Origin of the sequence: Bacteroides timonensis, assembly GCF_000513195.1 — a bacterium.
Classification (GTDB): Bacteria; Bacteroidota; Bacteroidia; order Bacteroidales; family Bacteroidaceae; genus Bacteroides; species Bacteroides timonensis.
The window spans coordinates 1-24,954 of sequence record NZ_CBVI010000105.1 but is presented as its reverse complement, the minus strand read 5'-3'; the positions used below and the strand labels follow the sequence as shown (position 1 = coordinate 24,954).

Here is a 24,954-nt window from a genome sequence, read left to right as displayed (position 1 = left end):
GGTAACGCATTTTTTTTGTGCCCGAATGTATAGGAAGAAACTTAATAGACAACAAGAGAATATATGGAAAAGAATTTGAAGAAAGTGTTGGTCTTGGGCTCAGGTGCACTCAAGATCGGTCAGGCCGGGGAGTTCGACTATTCCGGTTCGCAGGCATTGAAGGCTCTGCGTGAAGAAGGTATCAGTTCAGTGTTGGTGAACCCGAATATTGCTACTATCCAAACATCGGAAGGTATTGCAGATCAGGTTTATTTCTTGCCTGTAACCACTTATTTCGTAGAAGAAATCATCAAGAAAGAACGTCCTGATGGTATTCTGTTGGCTTTCGGTGGCCAGACGGCTCTGAACTGCGGTGCCGAGTTGTACACAAGCGGTGTGTTGGCTAAGTACGGTGTGCGCGTATTAGGAACTTCGGTGGAAGCTATCATGTATACGGAAGACCGTGACCTCTTCGTGAAGAAGCTGGACGAGATCGATATGAAAACTCCCGTCAGCCAGGCTGTAGAAAGTATGGAAGATGCAATCACTGCTGCTGAACGCATCGGTTTTCCGGTTATGGTTCGTTCCGCTTATGCACTGGGCGGTTTGGGTAGCGGTATCTGCCAGGATAAAGAAGAGTTCCTGAAGTTGGCCGAAAGCTCTTTCGCTTTCTCTAAACAAATTCTTGTAGAAGAGTCTCTGAAAGGTTGGAAAGAAATTGAATTCGAGGTAATCCGCGATGCCAACGACCACTGCTTCACGGTGGCAAGCATGGAAAACTTCGACCCGCTGGGTATCCATACGGGAGAGTCTATCGTAGTAGCTCCGACTTGTTCGCTGACTGACGAGCAGGTGAAGATGTTGCAAGATCTTTCTACGAAGTGTATCCGTCATCTGGGCATCGTGGGCGAATGTAACATTCAGTATGCATTTAATGCGGAAACTAATGACTACCGTGTGATTGAGGTGAATGCCCGTCTGTCGCGTTCTTCGGCTTTGGCTTCTAAGGCTACGGGTTATCCGTTGGCATTCGTAGCCGCTAAGATTGCATTAGGCTATACGCTCGATCAGATTGGCGAAATGGGGACTCCGTATTCAGCGTATGTAGCTCCGCAACTGGATTATCTGATTTGTAAGATTCCTCGTTGGGACTTGACGAAGTTCGTAGGTGTATCCCGTGAAATCGGTTCCAGCATGAAGTCTGTAGGTGAAATCATGTCTATCGGACGCTCTTTCGAGGAAATCATCCAGAAAGGTTTGCGTATGATCGGTCAGGGTATGCACGGATTTGTAGGCAACGACCTACACTTCGATGATCTGGACCGTGAACTCTCACGTCCTACCGACTTGCGCGTGTTCGCTATCGCTGAGGCCTTAGAGAATGGCTATACGATAGACCGCATCTTCGATCTGACCAAGATTGATCCCTGGTTCCTTGGCAAGTTGAAGAACATTGTTGACTATAAGTTGAAACTTTCCCAATATAATAAGGTGGAAGATATTCCGGCCGACGTATTGCGTCAAGCAAAAGTATTGGGCTTCTCTGACTTCCAGATTGCGCGTTTCGTGCTCGAACCGCAAGGCAATATGGAGAAAGAAAATCTGATGGTGCGTGCACGTCGTAAAGAATTGGGTATCCTGCCGGCTGTAAAACGTATCAATACGATTGCTTCCGAGCATCCTGAACTGACTAACTACCTGTACATGACGTACGCCGTTGAGGGTTATGACGTGAACTATTACAAGAATGAAAAGTCAGTGGTTGTACTGGGTTCCGGCGCTTACCGTATCGGGTCTTCCGTAGAGTTCGACTGGTGTTCGGTAAATGCTGTGCAAACTGCACGTAGGCTGGGTTACAAGTCCATCATGATTAACTACAATCCCGAAACCGTATCTACGGACTATGATATGTGCGACCGTCTTTACTTCGATGAGCTGTCTTTTGAGCGTGTACTCGATGTTATTGACCTGGAACAGCCGCGCGGTGTAATCGTATCTGTAGGCGGACAGATCCCGAACAATCTGGCAATGAAACTGCATCGTCAGTCAGTGCCCATCCTGGGAACTTCTCCTCTTTCTATCGACCGTGCTGAAAACCGTAATAAGTTCTCCGCTATGCTCGACCAACTGGGTATCGACCAGCCGGCTTGGCAAGAGCTTACCAGCCTGGAAGATGTGAAAGGTTTCGTTGAGAAAGTGGGTTATCCGGTACTGGTTCGTCCGTCTTATGTACTTTCGGGTGCTGCGATGAACGTATGTTACGATGAAGAAGAATTGGAGAACTTCCTGAAAATGGCTGCCGAAGTTTCTAAAGAATATCCGGTGGTGATTTCTCAGTTCTTGCAGAATACAAAGGAAATCGAATTTGATGCTGTTGCTCAGAATGGTGAAGTAGTGGAATATGCAATTTCCGAGCACGTGGAGTTTGCCGGTGTACACTCCGGTGACGCTACATTGGTATTCCCTGCACAGAAGATTTACTTTGCTACGGCACGTCGTATCAAGAAGATCAGCCGTCAGATTGCAAAGGAACTCAATATCTCCGGTCCGTTCAATATTCAGTTCCTGGCACGTAACAATGAGGTGAAGGTAATCGAATGTAACCTTCGTGCTTCACGTAGTTTCCCGTTCGTGTCTAAGGTGCTGAAGCGTAACTTTATTGAAACTGCTACCCGCATCATGCTGGATGCTCCTTATACCCGTCCTGACAAGTCGGCATTCGATATCGACTGGATTGGTGTGAAAGCTTCTCAGTTCTCTTTCTCCCGCTTGCACAAGGCAGACCCGGTACTGGGTGTAGATATGTCTTCTACCGGTGAAGTAGGCTGTATCGGTGATGATTTCTCCGAAGCATTGCTGAGCGCCATGATTGCTACCGGCTTCCAGATTCCTCAAAAGGGAGTGATGTTCTCTTCCGGTGCCATGAAATCGAAAGTAGATTTGCTGGAGTCCAGCCGCATGCTCTTCAATAAAGGGTATAAGATTTATGCAACGGCAGGTACAGCCGCTTTCCTGAATGCTCATGGAGTGGGCACTGAAGCTGTTTACTGGCCCGATGAACGTCCTGATGCAGAGAACAACGTGATGAAGATGATTGCCGAACACAAGTTCGATTTGATTGTCAACATTCCGAAGAATCATACGAAGCGTGAATTGACGAACGGTTACCGTATCCGTCGTGGTGCTATCGACCATAACATTCCGTTGATTACGAATGCTCGTCTGGCAAGTGCTTTCATCGAAGCATTCTGCGAACTGAAGTTGGAGGATATTGCTATCAAGAATTGGCAGGAATATAAGTAACTGAAGAGGAAATAAAAAGGAGGATGCTCTATCAGAAAGAGTGTCCTCCTTTTTTTATCTTTAGTTTTTTTCTGGCGCTATCACTGACTATAAGGCTTATTATTGGGGCTCTTGTGCCCACCAATAGTATATATAATTTAATTTTTTGCCTTCTTCAGTAGGGATATACCAGACCTTTTCTTTTAAATCTGTTTCGATTTTACGGTAAACAGAGATAGGGATTGTGGCATAAGTACCGAAGTTCATGAAAGAAAATTCGACCTCATCAACCTTGCCGGTATCTGAATTTATGCACATTGTTATTATGAGTTCGTGGCCTTTTACTCTTTGCTTTTCACTAGCGGAAAATGCAGCATTTACAATGGAAAGGCGCTCTGCTCGTGTCCATGCGTCATATTGGAGTAAAACGATACCTTCATCTGTTTGTGAGAAAGTTTCTCCTGTATTTTTGTAACTTTGAGTAGTAAAGAGTAATTTGTTACTCTTGTTATAGAGTGTGACTGTCTTTGACGCTGCCACATCGCATTGGTAGATGTAACCATTTTCATTGAATGTTTTAGTTACAGCATAATAATTTGTCTGTGCATATATATATGTAGTACAAAGTGATATGCATATAAAAAAGAATATAGTTTTCATAAAGTGCGGGAACTTACCGGTTTGTCTTTAAAATAGTTTTATTGCGAATGCTTGTTTCTGTTTAAATTGCAATAAATGTACGAATATTTTTTGTATATAAAATAGTATAGCTGCGATTCTTTTGAAAACATTTACTGTTTCTTTTTATCAGTATGGTTGGCTGTTTGGAATAAATATCTATTTTTGTGGAAAGTGTAATGGCGAAAGGGTGAATAATTACGCTTTTGAGAGTATAATCTGGTAATTGAAATATATGAATGAAGTAGAGAAAATGCGTAGTTCGCAATTGGCGGATATGTCTGCCCCGGAAGTACAGGTAAAGTTTGAATATGCCAAGAAGTTGCTGGCAAGAATGCGGAAACTGAGTACTTACGATGAGGCTTACAGAGGATTGTTGGAAGACCTGATACCGGGAATACCGGAGACATCCGTTGTGTGCCCGCCTTTCCATTGCGATCATGGGGATGGTATCCGTCTGGGTGAACACGTATTTGTGAATGCAAATTGTACTTTTCTGGACGGAGGTTATATCACGATTGGTGCCCATACATTAGTGGGACCTTGTGTACAGATTTATACTCCACAACATCCGATGGATTATGTAGAACGTCGTACTCCGAAGGAATATGCCTATCCGGTGACGATAGGAGAGGATTGCTGGATTGGAGGTGGTGCTGTAATTTGTCCCGGCGTAACAATTGGTGATCGCTGTATTATTGGCGCCGGAAGTGTGGTGACGAAAAACATACCCGATGATAGTGTGGCGGTAGGAAATCCGGCGAAGGTGATCAGAAGGAATATATCGGAATGACGGTGTGCTTCTATATCACCGGTTCGTAGATGATGAAAAAAAGTTTCTTTGTTAAATTGCTGAATTTCAATCAGTATATATCTTTCTGTATATTTTTCTTAGAAAATAGTTCGCAATTGTTTTGGTAATTTCAAAATAAGCTGTACCTTTGCATCGCTTTTGAAACGAAAGTGTACGGGCGCTTAGCTCAGCTGGTTCAGAGCATCTGGTTTACACCCAGAGGGTCGGGGGTTCGAATCCCTCAGCGCCCACATTAAAAACCGCACACTTTCGAACAAAAGGGCGCTTAGCTCAGCTGGTTCAGAGCATCTGGTTTACACCCAGAGGGTCGGGGGTTCGAATCCCTCAGCGCCCACATTCGATTTCTATGATGAGTGGTCTTACAAGTTGTTGTAAGGCTATTTTTTTTATCTGTTAACTTCCTTACTTAACTTTCTTTCCCCTTTATGGCTTATTACTCAGAAAAAAAAGCTAATTTTGCGGCTCGATAATTATCTAATATACACGTATGGAACTTGATTTACTTACTGCTATCTCTCCGATTGATGGTAGATACAGAGGAAAAACAGATGCTTTGGCAGCTTACTTCTCGGAATTTGCCTTGATAAAATACCGTGTGCAAGTGGAAGTGGAATACTTCATCACCTTGTGCGAATTGCCTTTGCCGCAATTAAAAGGCGTAGACAAAAACGTATTTGAAACATTAAGAAATATCTATCGTAACTTCTCAGAAGCTGACGCGCAGCGTATCAAAGATATTGAGAGCGTAACGAACCATGATGTAAAAGCCGTAGAATACTTCCTGAAAGAAGAGTTTGATAAAATGGGTGGAATGGATGACTACAAAGAGTTTATTCATTTCGGACTGACTTCACAGGATATCAATAATACTTCCGTTCCTTTATCTATCAAAGAGGCTTTGGAACAGGTTTATTATCCGCAAATAGAGGAACTGATTGCGCAACTTCGTACGTATGCGGAAGAATGGACGGCTATTCCTATGCTTGCCAAGACACACGGTCAACCGGCTTCACCTACTCGCTTGGGGAAAGAGGTGATGGTATTTGTATATCGTCTTGAACGCCAGCTGGCTACTTTGAAGTCTTGTCCGCTTACTGCCAAGTTCGGTGGTGCTACCGGAAATTACAATGCGCATCATGTGGCTTATCCGGAGTTCGACTGGAAAGCATTTGGTAACCGGTTTGTTGCTGAAAAACTGGGCTTGGAACGTGAAGAATATACTACGCAGATTTCTAATTATGATAATCTGTCTGCTGTATTCGATGCTATGAAGCGCATAAATACGGTAATGATCGATATGAACCGTGACTTCTGGCAATATATTTCCATGGAATATTTCAAGCAGAAGATTAAAGCCGGTGAAGTAGGTTCCAGCGCCATGCCGCACAAAGTGAATCCGATTGACTTTGAAAATGCGGAAGGTAATCTGGGTGTGGCAAGTGCCATCCTGGAACATCTGTCGGTGAAACTACCTGTGTCCCGCTTACAACGTGACCTGACGGATTCTACCGTATTGCGTAACGTAGGCGTTCCGTTCGGGCATATCGTAATTGCCATTCAGAGCTCATTGAAAGGCTTGCGTAAATTGTTGTTGAACGAAACGGCTATCTATCGCGATCTGGATAATTGCTGGAGCGTGGTAGCTGAGGCTATTCAGACAATTCTGCGCCGTGAAGCATATCCGCATCCGTACGAGGCGTTGAAGGCCTTGACCCGCACTAATCAGGCTATTACGGAGGCTTCTATAAAGGAATTTATTGAAGGATTGAATGTAGATGATGAAATAAAGAAAGAATTACGTGTGATTACTCCTCATACATATACAGGAATCTAAGATAGAAACATTAAATTTAGCTGTATAATGAAGGCAACATTTTAAATCCGGCGATTGTTAATATAGTATACATATATAATAAAGGTATAAGAGTGATAATAGAATGGCCGTGAGGCCAACGTTTAATTTTATTCGAATAAAACAATGAGTACAGAAAACGAAAATTGGCGTGACGATTCTTCCAGTGAGGAGAATTCAGGCAACAGATTTGAAAGAGAAAACAATTACAGCCGTCCGTCTTACAACCGTGAAGGTGGTGACCGACCCTATCGTCCGCGTTTTAACAGCGAGAGTGGCGAACGTCCACAGCGTGCTTACAGCAGTGATCGCCCGTATCGCCCGCGCTTTAACCCTAATGCTGAAGGTGGTGAACGTCCACAACGTTCTTATGGTGACCGTCCGTCTTACAATCGTGAGGGTGGTGATCGTCCGCAACGCCCGTATGGTGATCGTCCGTCCTATAATCGTGAAGGCGGCGACCGTCCGCAACGTCCTTCTTATGGAAACAACAGTGGTGGTGACCGTCCTTATCGTCCTCGCTATAATAGCGGTGATGGTGGTGATCGTCCGCAGCGTCCTTCTTATGGAGGCTCTTCTTATGGTGACCGTCCCCAACGCCCACGTTTCAATAGTGGTGACGGACAGCGTTCTTATAACAACGACCGTCCTTATCGTCCTCGCTATAATAGCGGTGATGGTGGTGATCGTCCACAACGTCCTTATGGTGGCTCTTCTTATGGAGGATCTTCTTATGGAGGATCTTCTTATGGCGACCGCCCGCAGCGTCCACGCTTCAATCCGGATGGTGGAAGAGGCGGATATGGTCGTCCCCAACAGCGTCGTACGCCGGATTATGATCCGAATGCAAAGTACAGCCGTAAGAAACAGATAGAATATAAGGAACAGTTTACGGATCCTAATGAACCGATCCGTTTGAACAAGTTCCTGGCTAATGCAGGTGTCTGCTCTCGTCGTGAGGCGGATGAATTCATCACGGCAGGTGTGGTTTCCGTAAATGGAGTCGTGGTTACAGAGCTCGGAACTAAGATCAAACGTGCTGACGAAGTGAAGTTCCACGATCAGATGGTGAGCATTGAACGTAAGATTTATATCTTGCTGAATAAGCCGAAAGATACTGTGACTACCTCGGATGATCCGCAGGCACGTCGTACAGTGATGGATTTGGTGAAAGGTGCTTGCGATGAGCGTATTTATCCGGTAGGTCGTCTGGACCGTAACACTACAGGTGTGTTATTGCTGACGAACGACGGTGACCTGGCTTCCAAGCTGACACATCCGAAGTTCCTGAAGAAGAAGATTTATCACGTACATACAGATAAAAATGTGACGAAAGCTGATATGGATCAGATTGCAGCCGGTATTCAGTTGGATGACGGTGAAATCCATGCAGATGCTATCAGTTATACGGATGATGTTAGACGGGATGAAGTGGGTATTGAAATCCACTCAGGTAAGAATCGTATTGTTCGTCGTATATTTGAGTCACTGGGTTACAAGGTAGTGAAACTCGACCGCGTATTCTTTGCCGGACTGACTAAGAAAGGCTTACGTCGTGGTGAATGGCGCTATTTGAGCGAACAGGAAGTAAACTACCTGCGCATGGGCTCTTTTGAGTAATTATATAATATAGGTTTAACACAAATTTATGGAAAAGATTAGTAGAACAAAGATTGTTGACGTGTTGAAGCGCGAAGATTTCGGCGCTATGGTCAACGTGAAAGGCTGGGTTCGTACCCGTAGAGGTAGTAAACAAGTTAATTTTATCGCCCTGAATGACGGTTCTACAATAAATAATGTGCAGGTTGTAGTAGATTTGGCAAACTTTGATGAGGAGATGCTGAAAGATATTACCACCGGTGCCTGTCTGAGTGTGAACGGTGAATTGACGGAGTCAGTAGGCTCCGGTCAGAAGGCTGAGGTTCAAGCTCGTGAGATTGAAGTGCTGGGTACTTGTGATAATACATATCCTTTGCAGAAGAAAGGTCATACGCTGGAGTTCCTGCGTGAGATTGCCCACCTGCGTCCCCGTACGAATACTTTCGGTGCAGTGTTCCGCATCCGTCATAACATGGCGATAGCTATCCATACTTTCTTTCATCAGAAAGGTTTCGTTTATTTCCATACACCTATCATCACGGCTTCTGACTGTGAAGGTGCCGGACAGATGTTCCAGGTAACGACGAAGAACCTTTATGATTTGAAGAAGGATGAAGCCGGTTCCATCATTTATGATGACGACTTCTTTGGTAAGCAAGCCAGTCTGACGGTTTCCGGACAGTTGGAAGGTGAACTTGCTGCTACGGCGCTGGGCGCTATTTATACGTTTGGTCCTACATTTCGTGCAGAAAACTCCAATACTCCACGCCATTTGGCTGAGTTCTGGATGGTGGAACCGGAAGTAGCGTTCAACGACATTACGGACAACATGGATCTGGCAGAAGAGTTTATCAAATTCTGTGTGAAGTGGGCTTTGGATAACTGTGCTGACGACGTGAAGTTCCTTAACGATATGTTTGACAAAGGTTTGATTGAACGTTTGCAAGATGTATTGAAAGAATCTTTCGTACGTTTGTCTTATACGGATGGCATCAAGATACTGGAAGAGGCTGTTGCTAAAGGTCATAAGTTCGAATTTCCGGTATACTGGGGTGTGGACTTGGCTTCTGAGCACGAACGTTATCTCGTGGAAGAGCACTTCAAGCGTCCGGTTATCCTGACTGACTATCCGAAGGAAATCAAAGCGTTCTACATGAAGCAGAACGAAGATGGTAAAACAGTACGTGCAATGGACGTATTATTTCCGAAGATTGGTGAGATTATCGGTGGCTCTGAGCGTGAGTCTGATTATGACAAGTTGATGACGCGTATTGACGAAATGCATATTCCGATGAAGGATATGTGGTGGTATCTTGATACCCGCAGATTCGGTACGTGCCCTCACTCCGGTTTTGGTCTGGGTTTTGAACGCTTGCTTCTGTTCGTGACAGGTATGGCAAATATTCGTGACGTAATACCTTTCCCGCGTACGCCACGTAATGCAGAGTTCTAACTCTTAAAATAAATAAGTGAAGTAGCCCGCACAATCTTGTTGTGCGGGCTCTTTTTTTACTAAGAAACTGTTATAATATTAAAATAATTACTTATATTTGTGACAGTCAGATGCCTATACGTTAACCAAATATATACGAACATGAAGAAGAAGTATTTCATTACCATGTTGGCAGCGGTGCTGTTGGCGGTAACAGGAGCGACAGCGCAGAAGAAGGCGAGTTTCAAACCTGCGGATTTGAAAGGTATCTGGCAGCTGTGTCACTATGTATCCGAAATTCCGGATGTTCCCGGTGCTTTGAAGCCCAGTAACACATTCAAGGTATTGAGCGATGACGGGCGTATCGTCAATTTCACTCTTATTCCCGGCAAAGATGCCATAATCACCGGATATGGTACCTATATCCAGCTGACGGACAATAGCTATCGGGAAAGTATTGAGAAGAATATTCATCTGCCCATGTTGGATAATAAAGATAATGTCCTGGAGTTTGAGATGGGAGAAGGCGGACTTATGCATCTGAAGTATTTTATTTCTAAAGATTTGAACGGCAATGAATTGAACTGTTGGTATCATGAAACCTGGAAGCGGGTAACGATGCCGCCTGTATTCCCTGAAGATATTGTTCGTTAAAACGGGCTATCCGGATATAATAAGCAATGTTCCGATGCAAAGCAAGCAATCTTTTGCATGGGAACATTGCTTGTTTTGTGTCCTAACATTGCTTGTGATTGATAGTCAGCTTCTTTAAAAAAAAGAAGAAAACGTTTGCCAGTTTTGGGAAAATCCGTACCTTTGCAAGCCGATTATTATCTAATAAGGATAAGCAATTAATTCAGAGCGAGTTAATTCACCTTTGTCCGGGGTGGCTAATCCGTAATGAAGATTTTTTTAGTAGTAACATTTAAAAAACAAATCAAGAGTGGATACTTTAAGTTACAAGACCATTTCTGCAAACAAAGCTACGGTAACCAAAGAATGGGTTATTGTTGACGCTACAGACCAAGTATTGGGTCGTCTGGGCGCAAAAGTTGCGAAACTGTTGAGAGGGAAGTATAAACCAAACTTTACTCCTCACGTAGATTGCGGTGATAATGTAATCATTATCAATGCCGACAAAGTTAAAATGACAGGTAATAAGTGGACTGACAAGGTGTATTTGTCATACACAGGTTATCCCGGTGGTCAGAGAGAAATGACTCCTGCTCGTCTGCAGGCTAAACCGAACGGTGATGACAGACTGTTGAGAAAAGTAGTAAAGGGTATGTTGCCTAAGAACAAATTGGGCGCTAAATTGCTGAGCAATATGTACGTATATGCCGGCAGTGAGCACAAACATGATGCTCAGAACCCGAAATCAATTGATATAAACTTACTTAAATAATAGATATGGAAGTAGTAAATGCATTAGGCAGACGTAAAAGTGCAATTGCACGCATTTTCGTAACCGAAGGTACAGGAAAGATTACTATTAACAAGAGAGACCTTGCAGAGTACTTTCCATCAACTATTCTTCAGTATGTAGTTAAACAACCGCTGAGCAAGCTGGGTGTTGCTGAAAAATATGATATTAAAGTAAATCTTTGCGGTGGTGGTTTTACCGGTCAATCTCAGGCTTTGCGTCTGGCTATCGCCCGCGCATTGGTGAAGATGAATGCTGAAGACAAGGCTGCTCTCCGCGCTGAAGGCTTCATGACTCGTGACCCGCGTTCTGTTGAACGTAAGAAACCGGGACAACCGAAAGCACGTAGAAGATTCCAGTTCAGTAAACGTTAAGAGTTGCAGAAATGTTGGGGCGGACAAGTTGCTTAATTCTCAACTTTTATCTCTCAACTCTCAACTGAAAGAGCGTTTAGTATCTAAACTACCGGGACTCTGGATTGATAGACTACCCGGCGGTTGGTTTAGAAAAAACAAAAAAGAAAGTAAACGATTTAAAGAAAAAACAAGATGTCAAGAACAAATTTTGATACATTATTGGAAGCCGGTTGCCACTTTGGTCACCTCAAAAGAAAGTGGAATCCTGCAATGGCTCCTTATATTTTCATGGAACGCAATGGTATCCACATCATTGACCTCCACAAAACAGTTGCTAAAGTAGACGAAGCTGCTGAAGCTTTGAAGCAAATTGCTAAATCAGGAAAGAAAGTCCTGTTCGTTGCTACTAAAAAACAAGCTAAACAAGTGGTTGCTGACAAAGCATCTGCTGTAAATATGCCTTATGTAATCGAGCGCTGGCCGGGCGGTATGTTAACTAATTTCCCTACAATCCGCAAGGCTGTTAAGAAGATGGCTACCATCGATAAATTGACGAATGACGGTACGTATTCTAATCTGTCTAAGAGAGAAGTTCTGCAGATTTCACGTCAACGTGCTAAGTTGGACAAGACTTTGGGGTCTATTGCTGACTTGACTCGTCTGCCGTCTGCACTGTTCGTTATTGATGTTATGAAAGAAAATATTGCAGTTCGCGAAGCTAACCGTTTGGGTATACCTGTATTCGGTATCGTTGATACGAACTCTGATCCTTCTAATATCGACTTCGTAATTCCAGCTAATGACGATGCTACTAAATCAATAGAAGTAATTCTGGATGCTTGCTGCGCTGCTATGCAGGAAGGTTTGGAAGAAAGAAAAGCTGAAAAAGTAGATATGGAAGCTGCTGGTGAAGCTCCTGCCAATAAAGGCAAGAAGAAAGCTACAAAAGCAAGACTCGACAAATCTGACGAGGAAGCAATCAATGCAGCTAAAGCTGCTGCTTTCCTGAAGGAAGACGAAGAGGCTTAATCATAATTGAATGGTAAGATGGTAAAATGATAAGATGATAATGTCGTCTTACCATCCTATCATTTTACCATTTTATCATTTAGAATATTAATTATAAAAAGAAAATATATTATGGCTGTAACAATGGCTGATATTACCAAACTCCGTAAAATGACCGGAGCAGGTATGATGGACTGTAAGAATGCATTGACGGAAGCTGAAGGCGATTTCGACAAGGCAATAGAAATAATCCGTAAGAAGGGACAGGCTGTTGCCGCTAAGCGTTCAGACCGCGAAGCTTCTGAAGGTTGTGTTTTGGCTAAAACTACCGGTAACTTTGCCGTAATCATTGCGTTGAAGTGTGAAACTGACTTCGTAGCTCAGAATGCTGATTTCATAAAATTGACTCAGGATGTTCTTGATCTTGCTGTAGCTAACAACTGCAAAACTTTGGATGAAGTGAAAGCATTGCCGATGGGTAGCGGTACTGTACAGGATGCAGTGACTGACCGTAGCGGTATTACAGGCGAGAAAATGGAACTTGACGGCTACATGACTGTAGAGGGTGCAAGCACTGTTGTTTACAATCATATGAATAGAAATGGTCTCTGCACTATCGTTGCTTTCAATAAAGAAGTTGGCGAGCAGTTGGCTAAGGAAGTGGCTATGCAGATTGCTGCCATGAACCCGATTGCAATTGACGAGGATGGTGTTTCTGAAGAAGTGAAGCAGAAAGAAATTGAAGTTGCTATTGAGAAGACCAAAGCAGAACAGGTACAGAAAGCTGTTGAGGCTGCTTTGAAGAAAGCAGGTATCAATCCGGCTCACGTGGACAGCGAAGACCACATGGAAAGCAATATGGCTAAAGGTTGGATTACAGCTGAAGATATAGCAAAAGCAAAAGAAATCATTGCTACTGTTTCTGTTGAAAAGGCTGCACATCTGCCTGAACAAATGATTCAGAACATCGCTAAAGGTCGTCTGGCTAAGTTCTTGAAAGAAGTTTGCTTGCTGAACCAGGAAAATATTATGGACTCTAAGAAGACTGTAAGAGAAGTGTTGGCAGCAGCTGACCCTGAATTGAAGATTGTAGCTTTCAAGCGTTTCACTTTGAAAGCTGAATAATTCAACTCAATATATATAAAAAACGACCGCACGGGAATTTCCGTTGCGGTCGTTTTTTATGCATATTTTCCTCCTTTGGAAGAAGTGATATACTTACTGATAGACCGTCTGTTTCGGTGAACCGGATTATCCGACCGGTTTAGTCTGCGTATATCCCTCTTTTTTAAGTAGTTCCAGCACTTTCTGTTTGAAATCTCCCTGTACGATGATTTCTCCGTCTTTGGCACTTCCGCCTACGCCACATTTGGACTTCAGCAATTTACCTAACTCCTTCAGGTCATTTTCCGTACCTACGAAACCTGTGACAAGTGTGACTACTTTTCCTCCTCGATTCTTGCGATCCAACTGAACACGCAACTTCTGCCTGGAAGCTTCCGGGGTAACTTGTTCCCCATCATCTTCCATTTCATAACTATAGTCCGGATTGGTAGAATAAACAACATTCAACCGTTCTTTCCAATCATTATTCTTCATATTCGTTCTGTTTTAAGAATCAAAAGTAATATTTTGCGTGGAACTTTGCAATCTTTTGGGACTTTTGTCGTCTAATAGAAAACGCTAATTAGCTTCAAATATACGAAATATGAAAAGAATCATCTGGCTATTCCTATTGTCTTTGGTTACTATACTATCTTTTGCACAATCTTTCAAGGGTACTGTTACGGATACTGACGGAAAGCCGGTTCCTTATGCCGCTCTCTATCTGAGAGAAATGAAGTCAGGTTTAACTACCGATGAGCATGGACGGTTTCAAACGAAGTTATCTGCCGGACAATATACCTGTGAGGTCTCTTCTTTAGGATTCATATCCCAGACCTTTACTTTTCAAATGCTGAATCGTGATTATGAGAAGGATATAATACTTGCCGAACGTACCTATAGCCTGCCGGAAGTAAACATTACCAAGGGAAATGAAGATCCGGCTTATGCAGTGATGCGTAAAGCGATAGCACGTGCTCCTTATTATCGCACTCAGATAAAAAGCTACACTGCCGGCACGTATCTGAAGGGAACCGGTAAAGGGACCGCTATTCCCGCTGTCCTGAAATTATCCAAAGAGGTGCGGAAAGATGCAAAAGAATGGCTTGGAAAGCTGTTTGTCTTGGAGCAACAGCAGATCGTGAATTTTACTGCCCCCAATGTTTGGAATAATAAGGTATTAGCCAATAAGAACTCTTTTCCAGAAGAAATAGGGGTGGACATGGGGATAACTACGATTAATCTCTATACCCCCGAGCTTTTCGGTAAAGTTTCCCCGTTAAATAAAAATGCTTTCTCGTACTATCGTTTCAAACTTGACGCTTGTTTTGTGGAAGAAGGACAAATGATAAATAAGATCCGTGTGATTCCCAAGAAAGACGATAACCGTTTGCTGGAAGGAGACCTGTTCATTGTAGAAGATTTGTGGTGCATATCAGCTGCTGATGTCAATGTTCGCGCTACCGGGTTGAAAGCAAAGATTAAAATCACTTGCAAGGAAGTACAGTCATCTGTTTTTCTGCCGGTTTCTATTACTACCTCTTCTACCATTGATATAATGGGTTTCAAGGCAGAGGCTTCTTATCTGGCAGCAATACACTATAGAGAGGTAAAAACGGATATCCAGTCGGAGACCAATACGGATAAAGCGGCAAAACCTGTAACTGCCACTGCAATAGCGCAGCCGAAGAAACATAAATTTGAACGTCCGGCACGGATCGGACGCAAAGATACTCAGATTGATTCGCTTGCCGATAAGCGGGATTCTCTTTATTGGACCACTATCCGTAGCGTGCCGTTGCGATTGGAAGAAGTGCAGAGTTATCAATATAAAGAAGAAAAGATTGCGCTGAAAGATTTATCACCCGGAGAAAAATCCGAGAAGAAAACAGCGGTCGGGCAAGTACTGAATACCATTATGTGGGGAAAGACTTTTAGGACTTCCAATAAAAATGCATGGTTAACTTTACCTGGTCTTTCCGCTTATATTCCCGAATATAATTTTGTGGATGGCTTCTGGTTAGGAGTTAAGCTAAAGACAGGAGTGAAGTTATCAGAATCTTCTACACTTCGTTTTGTGCCTTCTTTCTATTATACCACTGCCCGCAAAAACTGGATTGGACAAGGAGAACTGACGCTGGATTATGCTCCCCGGAACCGTGGTTATTTATCTCTTTCCGGAGGTCTTCTGTCCGCCGATTATAATTCGGAAAGCGGAGAATCCCGTTTGATTAACAGTATGTCCAGCTCGCTGTTCGGTCATAATCATCTGAAGCTTTATGAGAATACCTTCTTCACTGTTGACCATGCGATAGAGCCGGCTAACGGATTACTTTTTTCTTCCTCACTTTCCTGGCAACGCAGGAAGATGCTGGATAACCATATCCGTAAAAGTTGGTTCAAAAGAGATGCCGAACCGAATATTCCGGAAAACGCTGCTTTCCGACCAATGCCGGAGAATGATATCCTGAAAGCTTCTTTTGAGTTGGAGTACACTCCGGCTCACTACTATCACATGTCGCAAGGTAAGAAAGTGTATGAAGCTTCCCGTTATCCTACATTTGCCCTGAAATATGACAGAGCTTTCCCTATGAGCGGAAGCCGTTATCTTACCTCGTACCACCTGATGCAATTCTCTGCTAAACAGAAAATCGAATTCGGTATGTTCAATCGCCTGCATTGGTCAGTGAATGCAGGCTCATTCTTTGATGCAAAGAATCTTCAGTTCCCCGACTTTAAGCATTTCGCTTCTACCCGCATACTGGTTACGGAACGTTCTTTCGATACCGGGTTTAGTTTACTGGATAACTACGTTTTGTCCACTAATACCCGCTGGGCACAGGCTAATGTTTCCTGGTATACTCCATATCTGTTTCTGAAACATCTTCCTTTTCTGTCAAGAAAAGCATTTGATGAAGCCTTGCATCTTCGTTCCATCGTGATATATGGTCGGCGCCCCTATACGGAGATTGGATATTCGATCGGGTTTTCCGATATGGCACGGATAGGAGTCTTTGCCGGTTTCGATTGCCTGAAGTTCCATTCGGTGGGAGTTTCCCTTAGTTTGCCGTTATCCCTCTTTGCTGACGAGTAAAACTTTTGTAGAAATTATGTTAACTTTCTTCTATAGGACTGTTCTTTTCAGAAAAAAACGTATTTTTGTCAACCCGTAACCGAAAGAAATGAAGAAAATGACCACGAACCAGGCAATTCAATATAAGGATAGCATGAAAGTGCCGGAGCCTACTTTGCGCAGGTTGCCGTGGTACTTGTCGAATGTTAAGCTGCTCAAGCAGCGGGGCGAACGGTACGTCTCTTCTACACAGATATCCAAAGAAATCAATATAGATGCTTCACAGATAGCCAAGGATTTGTCGTATGTCAACATTTCCGGGCGTACGCGTGTAGGCTACGAAGTCGATACGCTGATAGCTGTACTGGAAGACTTCCTCGGATTTACCGATATGCATAAAGCATTTCTGTTTGGAGTAGGTAGTCTGGGTGGTGCATTGTTGCGCGACTCCGGTTTGAAGCACTTCGGACTGGAAATTGTAGCAGCATTTGATGTGACGCCGGAATTGGTAGGCACTACATTGAACGGAATACCGATCTTTCATTCCAGTGAATTCGAGCAGAAGATGCGCGAATATGATGTGAACATCGGTGTGCTGACTGTACCTATCGAGATAGCCCAATGCATTACGGATACCATGATAGCCGGTGGCATCAAAGCTGTATGGAACTTTACCCCGTTCCGTATCCGTGTGCCGGAAAATATCGTTGTTCAGAATACTTCTCTATATGCTCATTTGGCGGTGATGTTCAACCGCCTGAATTTTAACGAAATCGAATAATGAAGATTATTGCTGTCGGAATGAACTATGCACTGCACAATAAAGAGCTGGGGCATACGTTAGTTAATAAAGAGCCGGTTATCTTCATGAAGCCCGACTCGGCTATATTGAAAGACGGAAAGCCTTTCTTTATTCCCGATTTTTCGGATGAGGTTCATTACGAAACTGAGGTGGTGGTACGTATTTGCCGTTTGGGAAAAAACATTGCGCCGCGCTTTGCCAATCGTTATTATGACGCAGTGACTGTAGGCATCGACTTTACGGCACGCGACTTGCAACGTAAGTTCCGTGAAGCGGGTAATCCCTGGGAACTTTGCAAAGGGTTCGACCATTCGGCAGCTATCGGAACTTTTGTTCCTTTGGAGCAGGCAGGAGGCGATTTGCAGCAGCTTGATTTCCGTCTGGAAATAGACGGCAAGGAAGTGCAGCATGGCAATACCTCGGATATGCTTTTCAAAGTGGATGAGATCATTGCATACGTCAGCCGCTTTATGACGCTGAAAATAGGCGACCTGTTGTTTACGGGAACTCCCGCAGGCGTAGGTCCGGTACAGATAGGACAGCATTTGGAAGGATACCTCGGAGAAGATAAGTTGCTCGACTTTTATATTCGTTGAGTCAATTTATTACGATATGTTTATCAAACGTTGCTGGTTGCTTTGTTGCTTTATCGCTTTTCTTCTTCCGGTTTCAGCGCAGGAATTCATTACGCTGAACTGGCAGGAATTGTCTTCTGCACAAACGCTTCCCATAGTGACGCGTGAACTCTCTTTGGGGAAAGACTTCCGTTCCTTCACCTATCAGGTGGAAATAGAGTTTCCGGAATACCAGAAGTTAAATCGGAGTGAGGTGGCAGCATTAGAGATGCGACTCGACAGTTTACGTTGGTTACCCAATGAAAATGTTGCTTTCCGCGAAGGCTTGCCGGCGTTTCCACAGATAAACTCCTTCATTAAGGTCTCCGCACATCGCGGCTTTCTCTCCATAAGCTTTGTTCCTGTTGTTTTTCGTGAAGGAAGTTATCAACGATTGAATTCTTTCAAACTATCCGTGAAGTCTTTACCTAAGAAAGATAGAATAGGAGAGGAAACAGCTACCCGAAATCAGAATACAACGTCAACCGAAGTTTCTTTAAAAGATTGTACAACATCACTTCTTGCTTCCGGCCGTTGGACGAAGATAAGTGTGAGAAATACCGGAGTCTTTAAAATCACGAATGCCGAATTAAAGAAGATGGGATTCTCAAGGCCCGAAAAAGTCCGCGTATTTGGTTATGGCGGTTATTTGCTGTCTCAGCGTTTCAATGAACATCCGGCGGCTGACTTACCCGAAGTGCCTTTGTTGCGTTTGTCAGATGGCGTGTTGTTTTATGGTCGTGGCACTGTATCCTGGACGCCGGATAGCCAAAATACTTACTTTGTCCGCGAGCGCAACTTCTACTCCGATGAAGGATATTACTTCCTGACTGACCGGGAGGATATTCCGGAAATGGAAACTGAAGTCTTCTCTTCCTTGAAAGAAACCTCGGCTAACAGACTGACGACTTTTAATTCCTTTGCTATCTATGAAAAAGATGCATATAGTTGGGCAGGTACCGGCAGGCAGCTTTATGAAGATTATGATTATGCGGCCGGAAATACGAAAAGTTATACGCTGAACTTGCCGGGCATTGTGCCGGAAGCTGCCGGATGGTTGACTACTGTCTTTGCCGCCCGCTCCATTGATGTGTCTACCAGCTACTCTGTTTCAGTGAACGGTGAACAGAAAGGAAATATCGCACTGGCATCCATCGATTCCGATAATCAATATTATACCAGAGCTACTTCTGCAACGATGAATGGCTCCTGGCAAGGGACTAAGTCGGAAAATACAGTTGTAACCATCACCCATACCCGCCCTTCGGGTACATCGGGGCGTCTGGATTACATCGCCTTAAACTATATGCGTGCACTTACGTTGAACACTCCTTATCTCACTTTTCGCTCTTTGGCTTCCATTCATAAGGAGACGACGTTCGTTCTTTCCGGTGCCACAGCTTCTACTGTTGTGTGGGATGTCACCAATCCTGCAAACATTGGCAGGATAGAAGGCAGTTTTGCTGATGGCACCTATACATTTACCATTCCCGCAGGAGAGTTGCGTGAGTTTGTTGCCATCACTCCCGAAGCGGGAGGCTTTGATACAGTGGAAAACGCAGGTGGGGTTGCGAACCAGAATCTGCATTCTTTGGAAGCTACGGATATGATTATCATTGCTCCCGACCGGAAAGACCTGCTGGCACAGGCGGAACGACTGGCACAAGCCCATCGTGAGAAAGACGGATTGTCCGTCCTTGTCCTTACCGCTCCGCAAATCTACAATGAGTTTTCCTCCGGTACACCGGATGGAACGGCTTATCGCCGTCTGATGAAGATGTTGTATGATCGCTTTCCGAATGAAGCTGAACGTCCCAAATACCTGTTATTCTTCGGAGATTGCAGCTACGACAATCGTATGCTGACTTCTTCCTGGAAGAGTTACCGGCCTGAAAACTTTCTGCTATCTTATCAATCGGAAGCTTCTTTGGAAGAGACTTCTTCCTATGTAACTGACGATTACTTCGGCTTTCTGGATGATGAAGAAGGTGATGATCTTACAGCCGGTATGTTGGATATTGGCATCGGACGTTTCCCCGTTCGTACGGCGGCTGAGGCAAAAGCCACTGTAGATAAGACAATTGCTTATATGGAAAATAAACAGGCGGGTCCGTGGAAACATACAGTTTGCTATGTAGCTGATGACGGAGATAAGAATATGCATGCTTCTCAATCTGAATTATTGGCAAGCTACACCGAGAGAAATTATCCTTCTCTGCTTGTCAACCGGATCTATGCCGATGCTTTCCATCGTGAATCTTCCGCTACCGGAGAAACTTATCCTGATGCTACGAAGCGCCTCTTGCAGTTATTTAACAGGGGAATGTTGGTAGTCAACTATACAGGTCATGGAAGTACTTCTGCATGGGCGGCAGAGAATCTGCTGACGATGGCTGACATCACTAAAATGACGTCTCCCCGCCTTCCTCTATGGATTACCGCCACCTGTGACTTTACCCGTTTTGATGATATACAAACTTCCGCCGGAGAGCAGGCTTTCCTGAATACTAAAGGTGGCGCTATAGCTTTACTCACTACATCGCGGGTGGTATATGCTTCGCAAAACTCCACGTTGAATCAGGCTTTCCTCCGCCATATTTTTTCGCGTCCCGAAGGTAAACGTTTGCGGCTTGGAGACATCATGCGGCTTTCCAAGTGCGATGAATCTTTGGCTAACGATAGGAATAAACTGAACTTCTCTCTGATTGGCGACCCTGCTCTGACTTTGGCATATCCCGATTACCAGGTGCAGGTAGACGAATTTGCGGGTGTGAATGTGACAGAAGAAACGAGCGTCTATCCGCAGGTGAAAGCCGGTAGCAAGATTACAGTAAAAGGACGTATCCTGACTCCCGAAGGAGCTTTGGCTGAAGACTTTACCGGTACAGTGCATCCTACTGTGTTGGATAGTAAGGAAGAAGTGACGACTCTTGATAATCGTGATGAGGGAGCTTTCACTTATACCGAGCGCAGCAAAACTCTTTTCTCCGGCAGTGACTCGGTTCGTCAGGGACGGTTTGAATTTACTTTCCCCGTGCCGTTGGATATCAACTATTCCGATGAAGAAGGTTTGTTGAGCCTTTATGCCCTGGATGCCGTTCATTCTTATGAAGCCGGCGGAGCTTTCGACCGCTTCCTGGTGGGTGGAACAGATGATGGTGTTTCTCTGACGGACACATTAGGACCTAAGATAACCGTTTATCTGAATACGCCGGACTTTAGTCCCGGTGGACAAACCAATACCACCCCGTTGTTTGTGGCGGAGTTGGAAGATGCGGATGGTATCAATACGGTTGGCAATGGCATCGGGCATGATCTTTCGCTTTGTATCGACGGCAGTGCGGTGCTGACTTATAATCTGAATGATTATTATACTCCGGTAGCGGGAGACTATACCCGGGGAACGGTATATTTTTCTGTGCCCGAACTCACTGAGGGCAAGCATACGTTGTCGTTCCGTGCCTGGGATTTACTGAATAATTCCTCTACAAAAACTTTGGAGTTTGAGGTGGTTCGCGGATTGCGTCCCGGTCTGTTCTCTGTTATTTGTACACAGAGCCCTGCCCGTGAAAGTACTACATTCGTTCTTTCTCACAATCGTCCCGGCTCCACGCTTGCGGTCCGTATGTCCGTATACGATTTTGCCGGACGGGAAATGTGGACACATCTGGAGAAGGGAGTATCCGAAGGACAAACTTATTATGTGGAATGGGATTTGTGCAGTAATGGCGGGCAACGTCTGGCACCGGGTGTTTATCTGTATCGTGCATCTATTGTCTCCGACGGTAGCCGCGAAAGTACGAAATCACAGAAAATCATTATCCTGTCACAATAAACAGGGGGATTCTCTGTTTTATTAGTATAAAAGATATTTTTCATCCGCAGATGACGCAGATATTCTTTTGCATAGCTTTTAAATCTGTGTTATCTGCGTCATCTGCGGATGAGAATTTAAATGATATTGTATGAAGAAATATATCTTACTCTTACTCATAGCCTTCTTGTCCGCAAACCTTCTTGCCCAGGACAAGAATCAGTTTAATCCCGTTAATACCGGTGTTAACTCTTTGGGTATTGCCCCTGACTCCCGTGGCGGTGGTATGGGAGATGTGGGTGCGGCTACAGATCCGGACGTAAACTCTCAATACTGGAATCCGGCTAAGTATCCGTTTACGATCAGCCGTGCCGGAGTAGCGGTTTCCTATACGCCTTGGTTGCGTAAGTTGGTGAATGATATTGATCTGGCATATCTGGCAGGCTACTACCGTATCGGAGATTATCAGGCTGTCAGCGGCTCTTTGCGTTATTTCTCTTTGGGTGAAGTGCCCGTAGCGTATCAGGATGAGAATTCTCCCGGATATACCATTAAGCCTTATGAAATGGCGGTAGATGTGGCGTACTCCCGTATGCTTTCCGAACATTTCTCTGCTGCGGTTGCCTTGCGATACATTTACTCCGACCTGGCGTACAGGGAAGATGAAGACGTTTCCGCCGGCTCTGCTTTTGCTGCCGATATTGCCTTCTATTATACGAATTACGTCATACTTGCCCAACGGGAGTGTATGCTTTCTTTCGGACTGAATGCTTCCAATATCGGTACGAAGATTTCTTATGATAGTGGTAATACCAGTCAGTTCCTGCCTACCAACTTACGTTTGGGTGCTTCCCTGTTATTCCCGATAGATGATTATAATACAATCGGAGTTAGTTTTGATGCCAATAAGTATATGGTTCCTACCCGTCCTGTTCGTGGAGAAGATGAGTCGCAGGAAGAGTATGAAGAACGTTTGGACCGTGATTATAATGATATTTCTCCCATTAAGGGGATCTTTAAGTCTTTCAGTGATGCTCCCGGTGGCTTCAAGGAAGAATTGCAGGAGATACAGTGGTCTTTGGGATTGGAATATACTTATCACGAACAGTTCTCCATTCGTGGCGGTTATCACTGGGAACATGAGAACAAAGGAAACCGCAAATATTTTTCTTTTGGTGCAGGATTCAAGATGAGCGTATTCTCGTTGGATGCTGCTTATCTGGTATCTACGGCACAAAGCAATCCGCTCGACCAGACGCTTCGTTTCACGTTAGGTTTTGATCTGGATGGGATAAAGGACTTGTTCGGACGTCGCAGAAGATGAATCAGCTACGAGTTACGGGCTACAAGTGCCTTTCGACAGAAAGGGGGGAGTTGTGTGTAGAGTATTTAGCGATGCTGGTTCCAGTAGTCCAGATATACATTTGCTATCCCCAATAATATATCCGTTATATTCAGTTTGTCTTCCGGTAGTTTTAAGCGTAGCTTTTCGCTATCATAGATCATTGCGTTTCTCTCTTGTTTTTTCGGGGTGGTTTTTACGAACATATCCTTCAGATTAATAGTAATGGTGTTGAAGCTCCGGAAGAAATCCATTCCTGCTACTCCGTCTCCAACAAAATGAAGAGCATCTTCTCCGGATGTTGCCACTACATTCAGGCTATCGATGCATCCTGTATATTCTCCTATCTGGAAGCATCCTCCACCCGGCATCTTGTAGACACAAACTCGTGTTGTTCCGCCGAAACCTGCCATTCTCATAGAATCCTTTTCCGCTATTTGCTCAATGCGATCTTTATGTCGCTTGAAATAATCGTAGTTCAGTTGGCTGACGCCGGAACCACTGTCGAAGTTCATACGTAACAGTTCTTGGTTATACACTACTTCCAGATCAAGAATATTCTTCCCTGTATGGCAGATATTCGGTGCAAACGTCGGTGCGGGAGTCAGGACTTTGGGAATAGTCAGCCGGTTGGTAAGGAAATCCAATCTGATTTCCTGGAGCTGATTAAGTAAAGGCAATCCGATGATAGCTTCCAAATGCTTCATATAGCGGTCTGCTTTTTCTTCTCCGGTCTTCATATCCAGTACATAGAAAGGTACGTTCCGGATCACGAGATCACCTATTCTTACTTCTTCTGCCAAGGCAAGATGCCCACTGCCCGCTCGTATTCCATGTGCCGTAATCTCCACATCCAGCATCTTCATACCGCAGGCTTCCGCTACTTCGGGTGTCACTACATTGACTCCGGCACCGGTATCCAGTGTATAGTTTCGTTCCTTTCCGTTTAGTTCTCCTTGCAGGGTAATAGCGGTAGAACCTTTAGTTCCTATACTGTCTATGCGGAAGGGGAGGATAAGATCGTTATCCGCTTTGTTCCATTGGTATAGGTCGTATTTCGCCAGCGCCCGGTATTGACATTCCCTTGTCCGGTAGCCGGCAAGGAAAGCGCTGTCCACCTGACCTTCCAGTTGGTCACAAAAACTTTTCAGCGTTTCGGCAGCTTGGTCGTTAGCTCCCAGTTTGCTTAGGTTTTCGGATAGTAAGTATATCATGGAAGCTGTATTCTCAAATCCCATATTATTTTGTTGTTCGTTCAGCAATTTGCCTATGGATTCGCAGGCAGCTTCAGGGCGGTTAAAGAAATTATCCAGTAGTGCCTGACCGAATTCTTGCAGGAAAGGATGTAGGGAGTCTTTGTTAATAGCGAATTCGCGTTGCAGACTGAACCAGTCTGCCTGATTCATGTAAGTTCCGGCACGTTCATCAGCTGTTTGGGCAGATGTGCTGAGGCTTATGCAGAGAAGTAAAAAGAGTAGTATTGTCTTCATATCTATAGATTGTTTCAGGGTTAGACAATCTTCTGGGTGATTCATTTTTCAAATATACGAAATATTCTGTTTGGATGGGTTAAAGGATAACATGAAAGTTTTATTTGTTCTGATTACCACCTGATTAAACACTGTGATACTCTGTGCTCCGTGTGTTCCGTGATCAGAATATATTCATAACTGGAAAGAAACGAATATAATTACTGGTCATCAGTTCGTCTCCTTTCTTTTGTTTTGTTTTCATTTCAACAAAGGTAACATGAACATGTTGAATGTCAAAATGCCAGGTACA

Annotated in this window: 18 protein-coding genes and 2 tRNA genes; 17 read left to right on the top strand and 3 right to left on the bottom strand. The window is 44.2% G+C overall.

All coding sequences use genetic code 11. From position 1 onward, the window contains the following. The first annotated feature begins 63 nt into the window (after window positions 1-63). A complete protein-coding gene (carB, locus tag BN161_RS19665; protein ID WP_044269531.1) occupies window positions 64-3,282 on the top strand; it encodes a carbamoyl-phosphate synthase (glutamine-hydrolyzing) large subunit in 3,219 nt (1,072 codons plus the stop codon). Window positions 3,283-3,381: 99 nt separating this feature from the next. On the opposite strand, the gene BN161_RS19660 is transcribed toward carB, so the two are convergent. Further along, window positions 3,382-3,921, bottom strand: a complete 540-nt coding sequence (locus tag BN161_RS19660) for a DUF5043 domain-containing protein (protein ID WP_052356342.1) — start codon at window positions 3,919-3,921, stop codon at window positions 3,382-3,384. A gap of 253 nt (window positions 3,922-4,174) precedes the next feature. Between BN161_RS19660 and BN161_RS19655 the strand changes: the two genes are divergently transcribed. From BN161_RS19655 to tsf, 11 genes are all read left to right on the top strand, one after another. Continuing rightward, window positions 4,175-4,732 carry a sugar O-acetyltransferase gene (locus BN161_RS19655; RefSeq protein WP_044269530.1) on the top strand — a complete coding sequence of 186 codons (558 nt, stop codon included), beginning with the start codon at window positions 4,175-4,177 and terminating at the stop codon, window positions 4,730-4,732. Between the two features lie 176 nt (window positions 4,733-4,908). Continuing rightward, window positions 4,909-4,983: transfer RNA gene (locus tag BN161_RS19650), tRNA-Val, on the top strand. Between the two features lie 29 nt (window positions 4,984-5,012). Beyond that, a tRNA-Val gene (locus BN161_RS19645) sits at window positions 5,013-5,087 on the top strand. A 153-nt stretch (window positions 5,088-5,240) separates the two neighbouring features. Further along, complete coding sequence (gene purB / locus BN161_RS19640) at window positions 5,241-6,587, top strand: adenylosuccinate lyase (RefSeq protein WP_044269529.1); 1,347 nt, start codon at window positions 5,241-5,243, stop codon at window positions 6,585-6,587. A gap of 144 nt (window positions 6,588-6,731) precedes the next feature. Then, window positions 6,732-8,225 (top strand): pseudouridine synthase, encoded by a 1,494-nt coding sequence (locus BN161_RS19635; RefSeq protein ID WP_044269528.1) that lies wholly within the window; start codon window positions 6,732-6,734, stop codon window positions 8,223-8,225. 28 nt (window positions 8,226-8,253) lie between these two features. After that, window positions 8,254-9,657, top strand: coding sequence for an asparagine--tRNA ligase (gene asnS / locus BN161_RS19630; RefSeq protein ID WP_044269527.1), 1,404 nt, complete (start codon window positions 8,254-8,256; stop codon window positions 9,655-9,657). 141 nt (window positions 9,658-9,798) lie between these two features. Beyond that, window positions 9,799-10,290 carry a DUF4488 domain-containing protein gene (locus BN161_RS19625; RefSeq protein WP_044269526.1) on the top strand — a complete coding sequence of 164 codons (492 nt, stop codon included), beginning with the start codon at window positions 9,799-9,801 and terminating at the stop codon, window positions 10,288-10,290. A 289-nt stretch (window positions 10,291-10,579) separates the two neighbouring features. Next, on the top strand, window positions 10,580-11,041 hold the full coding sequence (rplM, locus tag BN161_RS19620; RefSeq protein ID WP_007659593.1) for a 50S ribosomal protein L13: 462 nt from the start codon (window positions 10,580-10,582) through the stop codon (window positions 11,039-11,041). A 5-nt stretch (window positions 11,042-11,046) separates the two neighbouring features. Beyond that, window positions 11,047-11,433, top strand: a complete 387-nt coding sequence (gene rpsI / locus BN161_RS19615) for a 30S ribosomal protein S9 (protein WP_007210470.1) — start codon at window positions 11,047-11,049, stop codon at window positions 11,431-11,433. Between the two features lie 174 nt (window positions 11,434-11,607). After that, window positions 11,608-12,444 (top strand): 30S ribosomal protein S2, encoded by an 837-nt coding sequence (gene rpsB / locus BN161_RS19610; protein ID WP_007210471.1) that lies wholly within the window; start codon window positions 11,608-11,610, stop codon window positions 12,442-12,444. Window positions 12,445-12,555: 111 nt separating this feature from the next. Next, on the top strand, window positions 12,556-13,548 hold the full coding sequence (gene tsf, locus BN161_RS19605) for a translation elongation factor Ts (protein WP_044269525.1): 993 nt from the start codon (window positions 12,556-12,558) through the stop codon (window positions 13,546-13,548). Between the two features lie 126 nt (window positions 13,549-13,674). Here the strand turns inward: tsf and BN161_RS19600 are convergent, their stop codons facing one another. Then, window positions 13,675-14,022, bottom strand: a complete 348-nt coding sequence (locus BN161_RS19600) for a translation initiation factor (protein ID WP_007210473.1) — start codon at window positions 14,020-14,022, stop codon at window positions 13,675-13,677. A gap of 109 nt (window positions 14,023-14,131) precedes the next feature. On the opposite strand from BN161_RS19600, the gene BN161_RS19595 reads away from it, so the two are divergent. From BN161_RS19595 to porV, 5 genes are all read left to right on the top strand, one after another. Continuing rightward, window positions 14,132-16,621 (top strand): DUF5686 family protein, encoded by a 2,490-nt coding sequence (locus BN161_RS19595; protein WP_044269524.1) that lies wholly within the window; start codon window positions 14,132-14,134, stop codon window positions 16,619-16,621. A gap of 97 nt (window positions 16,622-16,718) precedes the next feature. After that, the gene (locus tag BN161_RS19590; RefSeq protein WP_007218733.1) at window positions 16,719-17,381 is read left to right on the top strand and encodes a redox-sensing transcriptional repressor Rex; all 663 of its coding nucleotides are present in this window, start codon (window positions 16,719-16,721) and stop codon (window positions 17,379-17,381) included. After that, window positions 17,381-17,998 carry a fumarylacetoacetate hydrolase family protein gene (locus BN161_RS19585; protein WP_007210477.1) on the top strand — a complete coding sequence of 206 codons (618 nt, stop codon included), beginning with the start codon at window positions 17,381-17,383 and terminating at the stop codon, window positions 17,996-17,998. Before BN161_RS19590 ends, BN161_RS19585 begins: the two co-directional genes overlap by 1 nt. 16 nt (window positions 17,999-18,014) lie before the next feature. Continuing rightward, a complete protein-coding gene (gene porU, locus BN161_RS19580) occupies window positions 18,015-21,851 on the top strand; it encodes a type IX secretion system sortase PorU (protein ID WP_044269523.1) in 3,837 nt (1,278 codons plus the stop codon). A gap of 130 nt (window positions 21,852-21,981) precedes the next feature. After that, the gene (gene porV / locus BN161_RS19575) at window positions 21,982-23,154 is read left to right on the top strand and encodes a type IX secretion system outer membrane channel protein PorV (RefSeq protein WP_044269522.1); all 1,173 of its coding nucleotides are present in this window, start codon (window positions 21,982-21,984) and stop codon (window positions 23,152-23,154) included. A gap of 65 nt (window positions 23,155-23,219) precedes the next feature. Here porV and BN161_RS19570 read toward each other — a convergent pair whose 3' ends face one another. After that, window positions 23,220-24,662, bottom strand: coding sequence for a retropepsin-like aspartic protease (locus tag BN161_RS19570; RefSeq protein ID WP_044269521.1), 1,443 nt, complete (start codon window positions 24,660-24,662; stop codon window positions 23,220-23,222). Window positions 24,663-24,954 lie beyond the last annotated feature (292 nt).

Excerpts from the sequence above, each read along its gene's own strand:
- carB (WP_044269531.1), top strand. The coding sequence starts at position 64 with ATGGAAAAGAATTTGAAGAAAGTGTTGGTCTTGGGCTCAGGTGCACTC.
- BN161_RS19660 (WP_052356342.1), bottom strand. The coding sequence starts at position 3,921 with ATGAAAACTATATTCTTTTTTATATGCATATCACTTTGTACTACATAT.
- BN161_RS19655 (WP_044269530.1), top strand. The coding sequence starts at position 4,175 with ATGAATGAAGTAGAGAAAATGCGTAGTTCGCAATTGGCGGATATGTCT.
- purB (WP_044269529.1), top strand. The coding sequence starts at position 5,241 with ATGGAACTTGATTTACTTACTGCTATCTCTCCGATTGATGGTAGATAC.
- BN161_RS19635 (WP_044269528.1), top strand. The coding sequence starts at position 6,732 with ATGAGTACAGAAAACGAAAATTGGCGTGACGATTCTTCCAGTGAGGAG.
- asnS (WP_044269527.1), top strand. The coding sequence starts at position 8,254 with ATGGAAAAGATTAGTAGAACAAAGATTGTTGACGTGTTGAAGCGCGAA.
- BN161_RS19625 (WP_044269526.1), top strand. The coding sequence starts at position 9,799 with ATGAAGAAGAAGTATTTCATTACCATGTTGGCAGCGGTGCTGTTGGCG.
- rpsI (WP_007210470.1), top strand. The coding sequence starts at position 11,047 with ATGGAAGTAGTAAATGCATTAGGCAGACGTAAAAGTGCAATTGCACGC.
- rpsB (WP_007210471.1), top strand. The coding sequence starts at position 11,608 with ATGTCAAGAACAAATTTTGATACATTATTGGAAGCCGGTTGCCACTTT.
- tsf (WP_044269525.1), top strand. The coding sequence starts at position 12,556 with ATGGCTGTAACAATGGCTGATATTACCAAACTCCGTAAAATGACCGGA.
- BN161_RS19600 (WP_007210473.1), bottom strand. The coding sequence starts at position 14,022 with ATGAAGAATAATGATTGGAAAGAACGGTTGAATGTTGTTTATTCTACC.
- BN161_RS19595 (WP_044269524.1), top strand. The coding sequence starts at position 14,132 with ATGAAAAGAATCATCTGGCTATTCCTATTGTCTTTGGTTACTATACTA.
- BN161_RS19590 (WP_007218733.1), top strand. The coding sequence starts at position 16,719 with ATGACCACGAACCAGGCAATTCAATATAAGGATAGCATGAAAGTGCCG.
- BN161_RS19585 (WP_007210477.1), top strand. The coding sequence starts at position 17,381 with ATGAAGATTATTGCTGTCGGAATGAACTATGCACTGCACAATAAAGAG.
- porU (WP_044269523.1), top strand. The coding sequence starts at position 18,015 with ATGTTTATCAAACGTTGCTGGTTGCTTTGTTGCTTTATCGCTTTTCTT.
- porV (WP_044269522.1), top strand. The coding sequence starts at position 21,982 with ATGAAGAAATATATCTTACTCTTACTCATAGCCTTCTTGTCCGCAAAC.
- BN161_RS19570 (WP_044269521.1), bottom strand. The coding sequence starts at position 24,662 with ATGAAGACAATACTACTCTTTTTACTTCTCTGCATAAGCCTCAGCACA.